Source organism: Streptomyces sp. NPDC024632 (assembly GCF_055559175.1).
In genome coordinates, this window is sequence record NZ_JBVHLD010000013.1 from 50,973 (window position 1) to 66,194 (window position 15,222).

12 protein-coding genes are annotated in these 15,222 nt (G+C 71.9%); 10 read left to right on the forward strand and 2 right to left on the reverse strand.

The window, feature by feature from the left end:
- Positions 1-146: 146 nt before the first annotated feature.
- Positions 147-776 carry a hypothetical protein gene (locus ACZ37P_RS25885; protein WP_355333075.1) on the reverse strand — a complete coding sequence of 210 codons (630 nt, stop codon included), beginning with the start codon at positions 774-776 and terminating at the stop codon, positions 147-149.
- Positions 777-970: 194 nt separating this feature from the next.
- On the opposite strand from ACZ37P_RS25885, the gene ACZ37P_RS25890 reads away from it, so the two are divergent.
- The 5 genes from ACZ37P_RS25890 (at position 971) to ACZ37P_RS25910 (ending at position 7,799) form a co-directional block, all read left to right on the forward strand.
- The gene (locus ACZ37P_RS25890) at positions 971-1,690 is read left to right on the forward strand and encodes a histidine phosphatase family protein (protein ID WP_467348852.1); all 720 of its coding nucleotides are present in this window, start codon (positions 971-973) and stop codon (positions 1,688-1,690) included.
- A 102-nt stretch (positions 1,691-1,792) separates the two neighbouring features.
- Positions 1,793-2,383 carry a DUF3090 domain-containing protein gene (locus ACZ37P_RS25895; RefSeq protein WP_355333071.1) on the forward strand — a complete coding sequence of 197 codons (591 nt, stop codon included), beginning with the start codon at positions 1,793-1,795 and terminating at the stop codon, positions 2,381-2,383.
- Positions 2,347-3,264 carry an SCO1664 family protein gene (locus ACZ37P_RS25900; RefSeq protein WP_467348853.1) on the forward strand — a complete coding sequence of 306 codons (918 nt, stop codon included), beginning with the start codon at positions 2,347-2,349 and terminating at the stop codon, positions 3,262-3,264. The genes ACZ37P_RS25895 and ACZ37P_RS25900 overlap by 37 nt, the downstream gene beginning before the upstream one ends.
- Before the next feature lie 117 nt (positions 3,265-3,381).
- Positions 3,382-4,611, forward strand: a complete 1,230-nt coding sequence (gene mshC, locus ACZ37P_RS25905; RefSeq protein ID WP_467348854.1) for a cysteine--1-D-myo-inosityl 2-amino-2-deoxy-alpha-D-glucopyranoside ligase — start codon at positions 3,382-3,384, stop codon at positions 4,609-4,611.
- 134 nt (positions 4,612-4,745) lie between these two features.
- Positions 4,746-7,799 (forward strand): NPCBM/NEW2 domain-containing protein, encoded by a 3,054-nt coding sequence (locus tag ACZ37P_RS25910; protein WP_467348856.1) that lies wholly within the window; start codon positions 4,746-4,748, stop codon positions 7,797-7,799.
- A gap of 59 nt (positions 7,800-7,858) precedes the next feature.
- Here ACZ37P_RS25910 and ACZ37P_RS25915 read toward each other — a convergent pair whose 3' ends face one another.
- Positions 7,859-8,974: a PAC2 family protein gene (locus tag ACZ37P_RS25915; protein WP_467348858.1), complete on the reverse strand. Its 1,116-nt coding sequence runs from the start codon at positions 8,972-8,974 to the stop codon at positions 7,859-7,861.
- A gap of 281 nt (positions 8,975-9,255) precedes the next feature.
- Here ACZ37P_RS25915 and ACZ37P_RS25920 point away from each other — a divergent pair, with 281 nt between their 5' ends.
- The 5 genes from ACZ37P_RS25920 to ACZ37P_RS25940 all read left to right on the forward strand — a co-directional run bounded on the left by ACZ37P_RS25920 (position 9,256) and on the right by ACZ37P_RS25940 (position 15,208).
- Positions 9,256-10,581 carry an L-fuconate dehydratase gene (locus ACZ37P_RS25920; protein WP_355333059.1) on the forward strand — a complete coding sequence of 442 codons (1,326 nt, stop codon included), beginning with the start codon at positions 9,256-9,258 and terminating at the stop codon, positions 10,579-10,581.
- Positions 10,578-11,387: an SDR family NAD(P)-dependent oxidoreductase gene (locus ACZ37P_RS25925; RefSeq protein ID WP_391048258.1), complete on the forward strand. Its 810-nt coding sequence runs from the start codon at positions 10,578-10,580 to the stop codon at positions 11,385-11,387. Before ACZ37P_RS25920 ends, ACZ37P_RS25925 begins: the two co-directional genes overlap by 4 nt.
- A gap of 159 nt (positions 11,388-11,546) precedes the next feature.
- Complete coding sequence (locus ACZ37P_RS25930) at positions 11,547-12,584, forward strand: sugar ABC transporter substrate-binding protein (RefSeq protein ID WP_355333054.1); 1,038 nt, start codon at positions 11,547-11,549, stop codon at positions 12,582-12,584.
- 3 nt (positions 12,585-12,587) lie between these two features.
- A complete protein-coding gene (locus ACZ37P_RS25935) occupies positions 12,588-14,174 on the forward strand; it encodes a sugar ABC transporter ATP-binding protein (RefSeq protein WP_467348861.1) in 1,587 nt (528 codons plus the stop codon).
- The gene (locus ACZ37P_RS25940; protein ID WP_188282963.1) at positions 14,171-15,208 is read left to right on the forward strand and encodes an ABC transporter permease; all 1,038 of its coding nucleotides are present in this window, start codon (positions 14,171-14,173) and stop codon (positions 15,206-15,208) included. Before ACZ37P_RS25935 ends, ACZ37P_RS25940 begins: the two co-directional genes overlap by 4 nt.
- Positions 15,209-15,222: the final 14 nt, after the last annotated feature.

Sequence of the window (15,222 nt, forward strand, 5' to 3'; positions counted from 1 at the left end):
GGCCGGCCACGGCCCCGTGCCGATGTCGGTCCGATGGGCCGGTCATGGCCGCGTGCCGCGCGCGGGGCCCGTGCGCGGCGCCCGCCTCGACGCGGCCCATCGCCCGTCCTCATGACGGCCCGGCCCAGCCCGGCCCAGCGCCGCGCTCAGCTCGGTACCAGCCGCCCCAACAGCCGCCCGAAGGCGATGAGTCGCGCTATCTGCCCGGCGCCGCCGTCGTCCAGGGACTTGCTGAAACGGAACGCCTCGGGGCGGAATTTGGCGGAGGCGACCGGCAGCGGCGAGTCCGGGTCGGCCTGCACCGCGCTCATCTCGTGCGGCATCGCGGTGGCAAGCACCAGATAGACCCCGCGGTCGATCCGCTGCCCGCCCTCGTCGCGGCCGACCAGGGTGCGCATCCCGACGTGCCCGATCGAGTCCAGCGGCAGCACCTGCACCGACGAGTCCAGTACGGTGCCGCCCGGCGCCTTGTCGTCCGCCAACTCCTCGCTGTGCCACAGGATCAGCCGCCGCCCGTCGCACACCGCGGCCTCCTGCCACACCGAGGTGCCCGCCTCAGTCAGGTCGACCACCCGCTCCAGGGTGAAGCCGCGCACCCGGCGGCGGCCCAGCACACCCTCGATGGCGTCGAGCGCGACGTCCGCGTGCAGGAAATACGCGTCGGCGGCGTCCTCCAGGCGGCCGTACGGAGACCAGTCAGAGCCGGCCGGACCACTCCGGCGCGCGCTCGGACGGCTCCTCGTCGCCTTGCTGAACATCTCCACCTGCTTCGCCATCCCGACTGCTGCCCGAAAACTGAAGGGCCCCCCGACCCCTAGACCTTACCTATGAGGCAAGTCGGCGAGGGCTAGGCCGGGGGCAGTGGATCGCAGGGAATTCAGCGGCCGTGGTGGGGGCTCGGGGGGATCTTCCCCGCCACGGCCGTCACCCAGCACAACGGGTCGGCGGCGGAAGGGTTACGGTGGCGGACATGCCCACCGTGATCCTTGTCCGGCACGGCCGGTCGACCGCCAACGCCGACGGAGTGCTGGCCGGATGGAGTCCGGGCGTCGCCCTGGACGACACCGGCCGGGCCCAGGCGACCGTGCTCGCCGCCCGGCTCGCCGCACTGCCGCTCGCCGCCGTCGTGTGCAGTCCGCTGCAACGCTGTCAGGAGACCGTAGGACCGCTGCTCGACACGCGCCCCGAGCTGCCGCTGCACACCGACGAGCGGGTCGGCGAGTGCCACTACGGCGACTGGACGGGCCGCAAGCTGGCAGAACTGGCGGAGGAGCCGATGTGGGCGACCGTCCAGCGGCACCCGTCGGCTGCCGTCTTCCCCGGTGAGAACGGCGAGTCGCTGCGCGCGATGCAGGCCCGCGCGGTGGACGCCGTACGGGACTGGAACGCCAGGATCGAGGCCGAGCACGGGCCCGACGCGCTGTACCTGGTGTGCTCGCACGGCGACATCATCAAGTCGCTGGCCGCCGACGCGCTCGGCATGCACCTGGACCTCTTCCAGCGGATCAGCACCGACCCCTGCTCGGTGACCGTCATCCGCTACACCCCGTACCGCCCCTTCCTGCTCCGCCTCGGCGACACCGGCGACCTGACCCCGCTGATCCCGCCCCCGCCGCGGGACAAGCCGCACGACAGGCCGCAGGGCAACGAGGACGACGCGGTCGTCGGAGGCTCCACCGGCGCCCTGTGATCAGCTTCCGCAGTAGGGTGGGGGACCGGCAGTGGAACCAGTGAATGCCACCAGAACGCATCGCGCCAAAGCAGCGATTCAGTCGAGATAACGGAGCGGGACGTGCCCCGTCAGGTCTTCTTCTACGAGCAGCCGGACCGTTTCGTGGCCGGGACAGTCGGCCAGCCGGGTCAGCGGACCTTCTTCCTCCAGGCCACCGCGGCGGGCAGGACCACCAGCGTGGCGCTGGAGAAGACGCAGGTCGCGGCGCTCGCCGAGCGGGTGGACGAGCTGCTGGACGAGGTGGTGCGCAGGTCGGGCGGCAACGCCTCGGTGCCCGCCGTCGCCCCGGCGGAACTGGCCGACTCCGCCCCGCTGGACGCCCCCGTCGAGGAGGAGTTCCGGGTCGGCACCATGGCCCTGGCCTGGGACGGCGCCCACGAGCGGATGGTCATCGAGGCGCAGGCGCTGGTCGAGCTGTCCGGTGAGGACGAGGACGACCTGGAGGCGGCCGAGGAAGAGCTGCTCCAGGACGACGAGAACGGCCCGCCGCTGCTGCGCGTCCTGCTGACCGGCGCCCAGGCCCGCTCCTTCGCCAAGCGCGCGCTCGACGTGGTCTCCGCGGGGCGCCCGCCGTGCCCGCTGTGCAGCCTCCCCCTGGACCCGGAAGGACACGTATGCCCGCGTCAGAACGGGTACCGGAGGTCGGCCTGAGCCCCGGCACCGAGGCCCTCGTCCACGGCGAGCTGACCGTGCGCGGCCAGGTGCGCGACGCCTCCAACGCCGTGCTGTTCTGCGAGACCGAGTACGAGGGCCGCGCGCTCGCCTGCGTGTACAAGCCGGTGGCCGGGGAACGCCCGCTGTGGGACTTCCCCGACGGCACCCTGGCCCAGCGCGAGGTGGCCGCGTACCTGGTCTCCGAGGCGACCGGCTGGGGCCTGGTGCCGCCCACCGTGCTGCGCGACGGACCGTACGGCGAGGGCATGGTCCAGCTCTGGATCGACCCGCCGGACCTGACCGCGGACACGGATTCGGGTACGGAAGTCGGCCCCGACGAGGCCCCGGACGCCGCCGCCGACACCAATTCCGACACCGACGCCGACGCCGACCCCGCGCAGCCGGAGCTCTTCGGGCTGACCGAGGACACCGAGCCCGCCCCCGGCTGGAAGCCCGTCGTCGAGGCCCGGCTGGAGAACGGCCGCACCGCCCTGCTGGTGCACGCCGACGACATACGCCTGCGCCGCCTGGCCGTGCTGGACGCCGTCATCAACAACGCCGACCGCAAGGGCGGCCACCTGCTCCAGACCGCCGACGGGCGGCTCTACGGCATCGACCACGGAGTGACGTTCCACACCGAGGACAAGCTGCGCACCCTGCTGTGGGGCTGGGCGGGCGAGCCGCTGCCGGACGAGGCCGTGGCCGTACTGCGCAAGCTCCAGGCGGAGCTGTCGGGGGCGCTCGGCGACCGGCTCGCCGAGCTGATCACCCCCGCGGAGACGGCCGCCGTACGGGCCAGGACCGAGCGGCTGCTGCGGTCGGGAGTGCATCCCGAGCCCGGCGGCGAGTGGCCGTCGATCCCCTGGCCGCCGGTCTGAAGCGGGGCGCTCCGGGCCGTCCAGGAGAGCGTTCCGGCAGCGCGCCCGAGCCGCCTCGTCCGGCATTGCCCCAGCTCCGGTTCGTTTGCCAGTCGTCTGCACGGTTAATCTCATGACATGCATGCCTGGCCCGCTTCCGACGTCCCCGCCCTTCCCGGCACTGGACGCGCACTCCGTCTCCACGACACCGCGACCGGTGGGCCGCTGACGATCGATCCGGGCCCGGTGGCCCGGATCTACGTCTGCGGGATCACCCCCTACGACGCCACTCACCTGGGGCACGCGGCCACGTACAACGCGTTCGACCTCGTGCAGCGCGTGTGGCTCGACACGAAGCGCCAGGTGGAGTACGTCCAGAACGTCACGGACATCGACGATCCGCTGCTGGAGCGGGCCAACGCGACCGACGTCGACTGGGTCGAGCTGGCCGAGCGGGAGACCGCGCTGTTCCGCGAGGACATGACCGCGCTGCGGATGCTGCCACCCGCCCACTACATCGGCGCGGTCGAGGCCATTCCGGGCATCGTCCCGCTGATCGAGCGGCTGCGGGACGCGGGCGCGGCGTACGAACTCGGCGTCGACACGTACTTCTCGATCGCCGCCGACCCCGACTTCGGCAAGGTCTCCGGGCTCGACGCCGCCACGATGCGCGCGCTCTCCGCCGAGCGCGGCGGCGACCCGGACCGGCCGGGCAAGAAGAACCCGCTGGACCCGATGCTGTGGATGGGCGCCCGCGAGGGCGAGCCGAGCTGGGACGGCGGCTCGCTCGGCCCCGGCCGCCCCGGCTGGCACATCGAGTGCGTGGCCATCGCGCTCGACCACCTCGGCATGGGCTTCGACGTCCAGGGCGGCGGCTCCGACCTGGCCTTCCCGCACCACGAGATGGGCGCCTCGCACGCCCAGGCGCTCACCGGCGAGTACCCGTACGCGAAGGCGTACGTGCACGCGGGGATGGTCGCGCTGCACGGCGAGAAGATGTCGAAGTCCAAGGGGAATCTGGTCTTCGTCTCCACGCTGCGCCGCGACGGCGTCGACCCGGCGGCGATCCGGCTCGCGCTGCTCGCCCACCACTACCGCGCCGACTGGGAGTGGACCGACTCCGTGCTCGCCGAGGCGGTCGAGCGGCTCGCGCGCTGGCGGGCCGCCGTCTCCCGGCCGGACGGGCCGTCCGCCGACGCGCTGCTCGAAGAGATCCGTGAGGCGCTGGCCGACGACCTCGACGCGCCGCGCGCCCTGGCCGCCGTTGACCGCTGGGCCGCCGCCCAGGAGTCCGACGGCGGCACCGAGACCGGCGCGCCCGGCCTGGTGTCGCGCACGGTGGACGCGCTGCTCGGAGTCGCGCTGTAGCCCGCACACCCCAACCGCCCCACCCGTGACCGCCCTTGGACTCAGCCGGAGTCCGAGGGCGGTTTCCGTTCCGCTTCCGTTCCGCTTCCGTTCCGCCCATGGTCCCATGCTCGATTTTGCGCTAAACACGCTTCATGCAAACAAGAGTGCGCACTAGAGTGGCGCTGGTCGGTGCAGCCGTGCTCGGTCTGCTCATGGCCTTCACGGGACCCGGCGGCGCGCAGGCCGCCGCACCCACCGCGACCGCCGAGACCTCCGTGGGGGACGTGACCGGCTTCGACCACGCCGGCGCCGTCTACCGGCTGCACGCGGGTCAGGCCCTGGCCCGGGTCAGCTTCGTGTCGGCCGACACCTTCCGCATCGAACTGGCCCCGGACGGCGCCTTCACCGATCCGACCGGCGACGACATCGTCCTGCCGCAGGGTGCGCCGCCCGCGACGCGCTGGAAGGACGCGGGCGACGCCTACGAGTTGAGCACCTCGGCCGTCACGCTGCGGGCCTACAAGGCGCCGCTGCGCTTCGCCCTCTACCGGGCCGACGGCACCCGGGTCTGGTCCGAGACGAAGCCGCTGAGCTGGACCAAGGACAGCACCACCCAGACCCTCGACCGCGGCGCGGCCGAGCAGTTCTACGGCGGCGGCATGCAGAACGGCAGCGGCAACACCTCGCACCGCGGCCAGACCGTCCAGGTCGGCGTGGACGGCAACTGGAACGACGGCGGGCACCCCAACTCCGTGCCGTTCTACCTCTCCACGGCCGGATACGGCGTCTTCCGCAACACCTACGCGCCCAACACCTACAGCTTCGGCGAGCCGGTGACCGCGAGCGCCGAGGAACGGCGCTTCGACGCCTACTACTTCGCGGGCGACGCCAAGCGGGTGATCGGCGACTACACCAAGCTGACCGGCAAGCCCTTCCTGCCCCCGGTCTACGGCCTGGAGCCGGGCGACTCCGACTGCTACCTGCACAACGCCAACCGCGGCGAACGCCACACCCTCGACGCGCTCGACGTGGCCGCCGACTACACCGCCAACGACATGCCCAACGGCTGGATGCTCGTCAACGACGGCTACGGCTGCGGGTACGAGAACCTGCCGGAGACGTCGGCGGGCCTGGCGAAGCAGGACATGAAGCTCGGCCTGTGGACCGAGGACGGCCTGGACAAGCTCGCCGACCAGGTCAAGGCGGGCCAGCGGGTCGCCAAGCTCGACGTGGCCTGGGTCGGCGACGGCTACAAGCACGCGCTGGACGGCTGCAAGGACGCCTACCAGGGCATCGAGGACAACAGCGACGCCCGCGGCTTCACCTGGGCGCCGGAGAGCTGGGCGGGCGCGCAGCGCTGCGGCGTGCAGTGGTCCGGCGACCAGTACGGCACCTGGGACTACATCCGCTGGCAGATCCCGACCTACGCGGGCGCCACGATGTCGGGCCTGGCCTACACCTCGGGCGACATCGACGGCATCTTCGGCGGCAGCGCCGACACGTACACCCGCGACCTGGAGTGGAAGTCCTTCCTGCCCGCCGTCATGACGATGGACGGCTGGGCCGCCAACGACAAGCAGCCCTATCAGTACGGGGAGCCGTACACCTCGATCAACCGCCAGTACCTCAAGCTCAAGGAGTCGCTGCTGCCGTACATGTACAGCTACGCGGCCGAGGCGAACAGGACCGGTGTCGGCGCGGTGCGCCCGCTGGCGCTGGAGTACCCGGACGACCCGGTGGCGGCGACCGACGCGGCGAAGTACGAGTTCCTGTCCGGGCAGGACTTCCTGGTCGCGCCGGTCTACGAGGACTCCGCGGTGCGTGACGGCATCTACCTGCCCAAGGGCACCTGGACCGACTACTGGACCGGCCGGATCTACCAGGGGCCGACCACGGTCGACGGCTACAGCGCGCCGCTGGGCACCCTGCCGCTGTTCGTCAAGGCCGGTGCCGCCGTGCCGATGTGGCCCGGCATCAGGTCGTACCGGGACCGTACGGCCGACTCCCCGGTGGCCTGGGACGTCTACCCGCAGGGCACCTCGTCCTTCACCCTCTACGAGGACGACGGCGTGACCCGGCAGAGCCGCGCGGGGAAGTACGCGCGGCAGAAGGTCACGGTCACCGCGCCGAAGTCCGGCGCGGGCGAGGTGACGGTGGACGTCGGCGCGAGCGTCGGCGACTTCCGGGGCAAGCAGACCGCCCGGCCGTACGCGTTCACCCTGCACACCGGTGACGCGCCCGGCGCGGTGCTGCTCGACAGCAAGGTGCTGCCCCGGCTGGGCACCGAGGCCGCCTTCGACAAGGCGACGCAGGGCTGGTGGTACGACCCCGCCGACCGCGGGGGAGTGGTCCGGGTGAAGACCGCGACCCGGTCCACCGCGCAGGCGTTCCGGCTGCGGCTGGCGGGCTCCAGCGCGCTCGGCGGACGCGTGCCGGGCTCGGCCGCGGTGGTCTCCGCGCCCGCGGGCCAGGAGACCGGCGCCGGGGTCGCCTCCGACGTCGCCGTGGACCTGACCGCGGGCAAGCTGCCGGTGGTCGGCGCCAAGGTCTCGCTCCGGGCGCCGGACGGCTGGAAGGTGTCGGCGCCGCAGACCGTGCCCGTGCTGACCGCGGGGAACACCAAGCGGCTGCGCTTCTCGGTGACCCCGCCCGCCGGGGTCACGGCCGGACAGACCGTGCTCACCGCGCGGGCCGACTACCTGTCGTCGGCGCCCGGCCGGGTCGCCGTCCAGCCGTTCGCGGTCGCGGCGATGCCCGCGCCGCCGACGGCCGACACGTATGCCGGGGATCTGACCTGGCTGACCTCGACCAACGGCTGGGGGCCGCCGGAACGCGACCGCAGCAACGGCGAGTCGGGCGCGGCCGACGGGCACACGCTGACCCTGGACGGGACGACGTACGCCAAGGGCATCGGGGCGCACGCGGCCTCCGACGTCGAGGTGTACCTCGGCGGCCGGTGCTCGGTGTTCACCTCGGACGTGGGCATCGACGACGAGATCGACGGCTACGGCTCGGTGACCTTCTCCGTCGTCGCGGACGGCGTCACGCTGTGGACCTCGCCCGTGCTCACCGGGGCGTCGGCCACCGTGCCGGTGTCGGTACCGGTGACCGGGGCCCGGCACGTCCATCTGAAGATCACCCCGGCGGCGACGTCACTCAGCGGTGACCACGGGGACTGGGCGGGGGCGCGGTTCCACTGCGCGTGACCGGTTGGGGGTGAGGGGGTGCGCGTGGCGCGCCCCCTCACCCCCGTCCGTCGCGCGGTCTACTCCTCGCGGCCGTCCCCGTCGCCGTCCGGGGCGTCCAGGTCGCCTTCCCCGTCCTTGGCGGCCTCGGTCTCCGTGTCGGCGTCGGCTGCGGCCTTGTGGTCGGCCTTCTTGGCGGCCTCGGCCTCGGCTGCGGCGTCCTTGTCGGCGCCGTCGTCCGTATCGGTGTCCGTGCCCGCGCCCGCGCCGCTGTCCGGGTCCAGCCGCGGCGACTGCGCACGGTCCCGGAACTGCGGCACCCCGCCGTCACCCTCGCTCGCGTACTCCCCGGCCTGCGGGTCGCGGCGGCGCAGATAGCGCTCGAACTCCTTGGCGATGGCCTCACCCGACGCCTCGGGCAGCTCCGCGGTGTCCCGCGCCTCCTCCAGCGTCTGGACGTACTCCGCGACCTCGCTGTCCTCGGCCGCGAGCTGGTCCACGCCGACCTGCCAGGCGCGCGCGTCCTCGGGCAGCTCGCCCTGCGGGATGCGCAGGTCGAGCAGGTCCTCGAGGCGGTTGAGCAGCGCCAGGGTGGCCTTGGGGTTGGGCGGCTGCGACACATAGTGCGGCACCGCCGCCCACAGGCTCACCGCGGGGATGCCCGCGTGCGTGCACGCCTCCTGGAGGATGCCGACGATGCCGGTCGGCCCCTCGTAGCGCGACTCCTCCAGATTGAGCGTCGTCGCCAGGTCGGGGTCCGAGGTCACCCCGGTGACCGGGACCGGCCGGGTGTGCGGGGTGTCGCCGAGCAGCGCGCCCAGCACCACGACCATCTCGACGCCCAGCTCGTGGGCGAAGCCCAGGATCTCGTTGCAGAACGAGCGCCAGCGCATGCTGGGCTCGATCCCGCGGACCAGCACCAGGTCGCGGGGCTTGGGCGTCGTGATCCTGACGACCGAGAGCCGGGTCGTGGGCCATACGACCCGCCGTACCCCGGCGTCCATCCAGACCGTGGGGCGGTTCACCTGGAAGTCGTAGTAGTCCTCGGCGTCGAGCGCCGCGAAGACCTCGCCCTTGAACTCCCGGTCCATGTGCCCGACCGCGGTCGAGGCGGCGTCCCCGGCGTCGTTCCAGCCCTCGAACGCGGCCACCATGACCGGGTCGATCAGCTCGGGTACCCCCTCGAGCTCGATCACCCAGCGCCTCCTTCCGACCGGAGGGGAGCGGTGCCGTCCCCGTACCGGCTGCTGTTCCTGCACGTGCGGCACCAGCCTACGGCGTACCGAGGCCGGTGCCGTGGTTCTCGTAGCTGGATGATCCCCAGCGCGGCCCCCGATGAGTCACCGGCAGCGCCACCAGGTGAGACATCCGATCTGTTGCCCACAAAGTTTGGCCTCGCCCCTGGACTTCCGGCCCCGCGCGCCGCTATACATCGGATCATCAAGAAAAGATCCGATGTCTCACGACGGGGGTGTGCATGAGTCCGACCATTACCGAGGTCGACGTGTACGACATCCGCTTTCCGACCTCGGAGCAGCTCGACGGCTCGGACGCCATGAATCCCGACCCCGACTACTCCGCCGCCTACGTCATGCTCCGTACGGACTCGCCCGGCGGCCTGGCGGGCTACGGTCTCTGCTTCACGATCGGGCGCGGCAACGACGTCGTCGCCGCGGCGATCAGGACACTGCGACCCTACGTGGTCGGCCGCTCGGTGGACAGTGTCACGGGTGATCTTGGCGGCTTCTACCGGCTGCTCACCCACGACTCCCAACTGCGCTGGCTCGGCCCGGAGAAGGGCGTGATGCACATGGCCGCCGGGGCGGTGGTCAACGCCGCCTGGGACCTGGCCGCCCGCCGGGCCGGACTGCCGGTCTGGGAACTGCTGGCCGGGATGAGCCCGGAACAGCTCGTGGACATGGTCGACTTCCGCTACCTCAGCGACGCCATGACCCGCGACGAGGCGCTGGAGATCCTCCGCCGCGCCGAGCCGGGCCGCGCCGAGCGCGCCGCGGAACTGCGCCGTCGCGGCTACCCCGCCTACACCACGGAACCCGGCTGGATCGGCTACTCCGACGACAAGTTGACCCGGCTGTCGAAGGAGGCCGTCGCCGCGGGCTTCCAGCAGATCAAGCTCAAGGTCGGCGGCGACCTGGACGACGACCTGCGCCGGATGCGGCTGGCCCGCGACGCGGTCGGCCCCGACATCAGGATCGCGGTCGACGCCAACCAGCGCTGGGACGTCTCCGACGCCGTGGACTGGATGCGGGCGCTGGCGCCCTTCGACCCGTACTGGATCGAGGAGCCGACCAGCCCCGACGACGTCCTCGCGCACGCCGCGATCCGCGCGGGCCAGCCGGTGCCGGTCGCGACCGGCGAACACGTCGCCAATCGCGTGGTGTTCAAGCAGCTCCTCCAGGCCGGCGCGGTGGACTTCGTCCAGATCGACGCGGCCCGCGTCGCCGGGGTCAACGAGAACATCGCGATCCTGCTGCTCGCCGCCAAATTCGGCGTCCCGGTCTGCCCGCACGCCGGCGGCGTGGGCCTGTGCGAACTCGTCCAGCACCTGTCGATGTTCGACTACGTCGCCGTCTCCGGCACCTGGGACAACCGGGTGATCGAGTACGTCCCGCACCTGCACGAACACTTCACCGATCCCGTGGTGATGGACCACGGCCGATACCGCGCCCCTGCCGCGCCCGGCTTCTCCGCCCGTATGGTCCCGGAGTCGCTCGCCGACTACCGCTACCCGGACGGCCCGGTGTGGCAGGCGCGACAGGCCCGACAGGAGCTGACCCGATGAGCACCAGCGCCGATCCGACGCACGCCGCCTCCGCCGCCCAGGACCTCGCGGGCCTCACCGCCCTCGTCACCGGCGGCGCCTCCGGGATCGGCGCCGCCACCGCGGCGCTGCTGACCGCCCGCGGCGCGCGCGTCGCCGTACTCGACCGCGACACCGCGGGCGCGCCGAGCGGCACCGTCCCCGTCACCGCCGACGTCACCTCGGACGAGGACGTACGGGCCGCGGTCGGCGCGGCCGTCGCCGAACTCGGCAGCCTGCACATCGTGGTGAGCAACGCCGGGATCGGCGCCATCGGCACCGTCGAGGACAACCCGGACGACGAGTGGCAGCGCGTGCTGGACATCAACGTCCTGGGCATGATGCGGACCGCCCGCGCCGCCCTGCCGCACCTGCGCGAGGCCGCCGCCGCCCGGCCGGGCAGCGCCTCCATCACCCACACCTGCTCGATCGCCGCGACCGCGGGACTGCCGCAGCGGGCGCTGTACAGCGCGAGCAAGGGCGCGGTGCTCGCCCTCACCCTGGCGATGGCCGCCGACCACGTACGCGAGGGCGTACGGGTCAACTGCGTGAACCCCGGAACCGCCGACACCCCTTGGATCGGCCGCCTCCTCGACCAGGCCGAGGACCCGGCCGCCGAGCGCGCGGCACTCGACGCACGCCAGCCCCTGGGACGGCTGGTGTCCGCCGACGAGGTCGCCGCGGCCATCGTCTACCTGGCGAGTCCCGCCGCGGCGAGCGTGACCGGAACCGCGCTCGCCGTCGACGGCGGAATGCAGGGACTGCGCCTGCGCCCCGCCGGAAGCTGAGCCGCCACCCCGGCTTCCGCGCACGGCAGTTGTCCCCAAGTACGTCAGCTCCTCCGCACCTCAGCTCCTCCGCACGTCAGCTCCTCCGCACCTCAGGCACCGCCCCCGCACCACATCCTCCGCAGAGCCGACACACAATTCGAAGGGCAGGGCTCGACGATGAGACTGCGCAGAACGACCGTGGCCGCCTGTGCCGCACTGCTCGCGGTCACCGCGCTCGCCGGTTGCAACCGGGGAAGCGACAGCAAGGCGGGCAGCTCCGGCAAGGTCGGCATCGACCTGCCGCGCTCCGACAGCGACTTCTGGAACTCGTACAACAGCTACATAGAAAAGGGCGTCAAGGCCGGTGACGTCTCGGCCCTGCCCCGCACCAACTCGCAGAACGACATCGGCAAGCTCGTCGCGAACGTGCAGAGCTTCGCCAACGAGGGCGCCAAGGCGCTCGTGATGGCCCCGCAGGACACCGGCGCCATCGCCTCCACCCTGGAGCAGATGGCCAAGAAGAAGATCCCGGTGATCAGCGTCGACACCCGCCCCGACAAGGGCCCGGTGTACATGGTCGTCCGCGCGGACAACAAGGCGTACGGCACGAAGGCGTGCGAGTACCTGGGCGAACAGCTCAAGGGCAAGGGCAAGATCGCGGAATTCGAGGGCGACCTGTCCTCGATCAACGGCCGCGACCGCTCGGAGGCGTTCGCCGCCTGCATGAAGAGCAAATTCCCGAACATCAAGGTGATCCCGCTGGTCACCAACTGGGACGGCGCCACCGCCTCGGCCAAGCTCCAGACCACGCTGGCCGCCGACCCGGACCTGAACGGCATCTACATGCAGGCCGGCGGGGTCTTCCTCCAGCCGACCCTCGCGCTGCTCCAGCAGAAGAACCTGCTCAAGCCGCCGGGCACGCCCGGACACATCACGATCATCTCCAACGACGGCATCCCCGAGGAGTTCAAGGCCATCAAGGCCGGGCAGATCGACGCCACCATCTCCCAGCCCGCCGACCTGTACGCGAAGTACGCGCTGTACTACGCCAAGGAGGCACTGGCCGGGAAGACCTTCCAGCCGGGCCCGACCGACCACGACTCCACGATCATCAAGATCCCCAACGGCCTCGAGGACCAGCTCCCCGCCCCGCTGGTCACCAAGGACAACGTGGACGACGCGAGCCTGTGGGCCAACCAGCTCGGGAAGAGCTGACCCATGGCCGAGGCCGTACCGCCCCCCGCGGTCCACGCGGAGGGCATCGTCAAACGGTTCGGGGCCACCGTGGCCCTGGACCGGGTGGGCATCACCGTCGCGGCCGGCGACTCGCACGCGCTCGTCGGCCGCAACGGGGCGGGCAAGTCCACCCTGGTCTCCGTGCTGACCGGGCTGCACGCCCCGGACGCCGGGCGGGTCTCCTTCCTCGGGAAGCCCGCCCCCGCGCCCGGCGACACCGCCGCCTGGCAGTCCAAAGTGGCCTGCGTCTACCAGAAGTCGATGGTCGTCCCCGATCTGACCGTCGCGGAGAATCTGTTCCTGAACAGATTCGGCCACGGCCGGATCCGCTGGTCCGCGCTGCGCGGCCGGGCCCGCGACCTGCTCGCCGAGTACGGGGTCGACGTCGACCCGACCGCGCGCGCCGGTGATCTCACCGTCGAGCAGGGGCAGTTCGTGGAGATCGCGCGGGCCCTGTCCTTCGGCGCGCGCTTCATCATCCTGGACGAGCCCACCGCGCAGCTCGACGCGGCGGGCATCGAGCGGCTCTTCACCAAGCTGCGCGGCCTCCAACAGCAGGGCGTGGCCTTCCTGTTCATCTCGCACCACCTCCAGGAGGTCTACGACCTGTGCAGCACCGTCACGGTCTACCGTGACGCCCGCCATGTCGTGACCGCGCCCGTCGCCGAGTTGAGCAAGGCGGAACTGGTCGAGGCGATGACCGGTGAGGCGGCGCAGGCCGAACTGGCCTGGCACGCACGGGGGTCGGCCGACGAGTCGGCGTCCAAGGCGCTGTCCACCTCGCTGTCGGTGCCGGTCTCCAAGGGCGCCGCGGACACCGGTGACGCCGTCCTGCGCGCCGAAGGGCTCGTGCTCGACGGCGCCTTCGACAGCATCGACTTCGCCGTACGCCCCGGCGAGGTGCTGGGCCTGGCCGGGGCCACCGCCAGCGGCAACACCGCGCTCGGCGAGACCCTGGTCGGGCTGCGCAAGGCCACCGGCGGCCGGACCCTGGTCGCGGGCAAGGCCGTACGCCCCGGCAGCGTCCCGCACGCGCTCGGCGCCGGGATCGGCTACGTACCCGAGGACCGGCACCGGCAGGGCCTGGTGCTCGGCCGCAGCGTCGCGGAGAACGCCACCCTCACCGTGACCGACCAACTCGGCCCGTACGGCACGGTCCTGCCGTCCAGGACCAGGGAATTCGCACAGCGCATGATCAGCTCGCTGGACATCAAGACCTCGGGACCGGCCCAGCCGGTGGCCGACCTGTCCGGCGGCAACCAGCAGAAGGTCGTCATCGCCCGCGCCCTGGCCCGCGCCCCGCGCGTGCTGGTGGCCGTCCGGCCCACCGCGGGCGTGGACGTGAAGTCCAAGGACGCGCTGCTCGGCGTGGTCAGAGGCGTCGCGGACCGCGGCGACGCCGCCGTCATCGTCTCCGACGAACTGGACGACCTGCGGGTCTGCGACCGGGTGATCGCGCTCTTCCACGGGCGGGTGATCGCCGAGTTCGGCAGCGGATGGAGCGACCGGGACCTGGTCTCGGCCATGGAAGGGCTGCCCTCGGGCGGCGACGAGGGAGCCGAGGAATGAGTGACACCAGTCAGTTGACCGCCGATGTGGCGGTACCGGACAAGACCCGGCGGCCGGCGCCGCGTATCCAGCTCACCCGCTACCGGGACCTGTCCCTGCTGCCGGTGATCCTGCTGCTGGGCGTCATCGGCTTCATCGTGTCGCCCACCTTCCTGACCTCCGACAACCTCCTCGGCGTCCTCCAACAGTGCAGCGAGCTGAGCCTGTTGGTGCTCGGCGAGGCGATGATCCTGATCTCCGGCCGGATGGACCTGTCGCTGGAGTCCACCATCGGCGTGGCCCCCGTGATCGCCATGTGGCTGGTGATGCCGAGCACCGGCTCCGCCACCTACCACGGCATCGGACTGCTGCCCGGCTGGTCCTCGATCCCGCTCTGCCTGCTGGTGGGCGTGCTCATCGGCGGCTTCAACGGATTCCTGATCCTGAAACTGCGGGTCAACGGCTTCATCGCCACCCTCGGTATGCTGACCATGCTCCGCGGCCTCCAGGACGGCATATCCCAGGGCAAGTCCATCGTCGAGGTGCCCGCGTCCTTCTCCTACCTCGGCGGCGCGTCCTGGCTCGGCGCCCCGGCCGCGGTCTGGATCTGCCTGGTGCTCTTCGTCCTCGGCGGCCTGGCGCTCGGCTATCTGCGGCACGGCCGGGCGCTCTACGCGATCGGCGGCAACAAGGAGGCGGCCCGCGCGGCCGGTATCCGGGTCGACCTCATCACCTGGGTCGTCCTCGCCGTCGCGGGCCTGCTCGCCGCCTTCGCCGGTGTGCTCTACGTCGGCCACTACGGCGCGATCTCCTCGACCCAGGGCAACGGCTGGATCTTCCAGGTCTTCGCCGCCACCGTGATCGGCGGCGTCAGCCTCAACGGCGGCAAGGGCACCCTCTTCGGCGCCCTGACCGGTGTCGTCGCGCTCCAACTCGTCGTGAACGTCACGACGCTGGGCGGTGTGCCGCCGCTGTGGGACAAGTTCCTCTACGGTGCGATCATCATCGTCGCGCTGATCATCTCCCGCTTCGCGAGCGGCGAGAAGCAGGACTGACCGGATACCCGAGG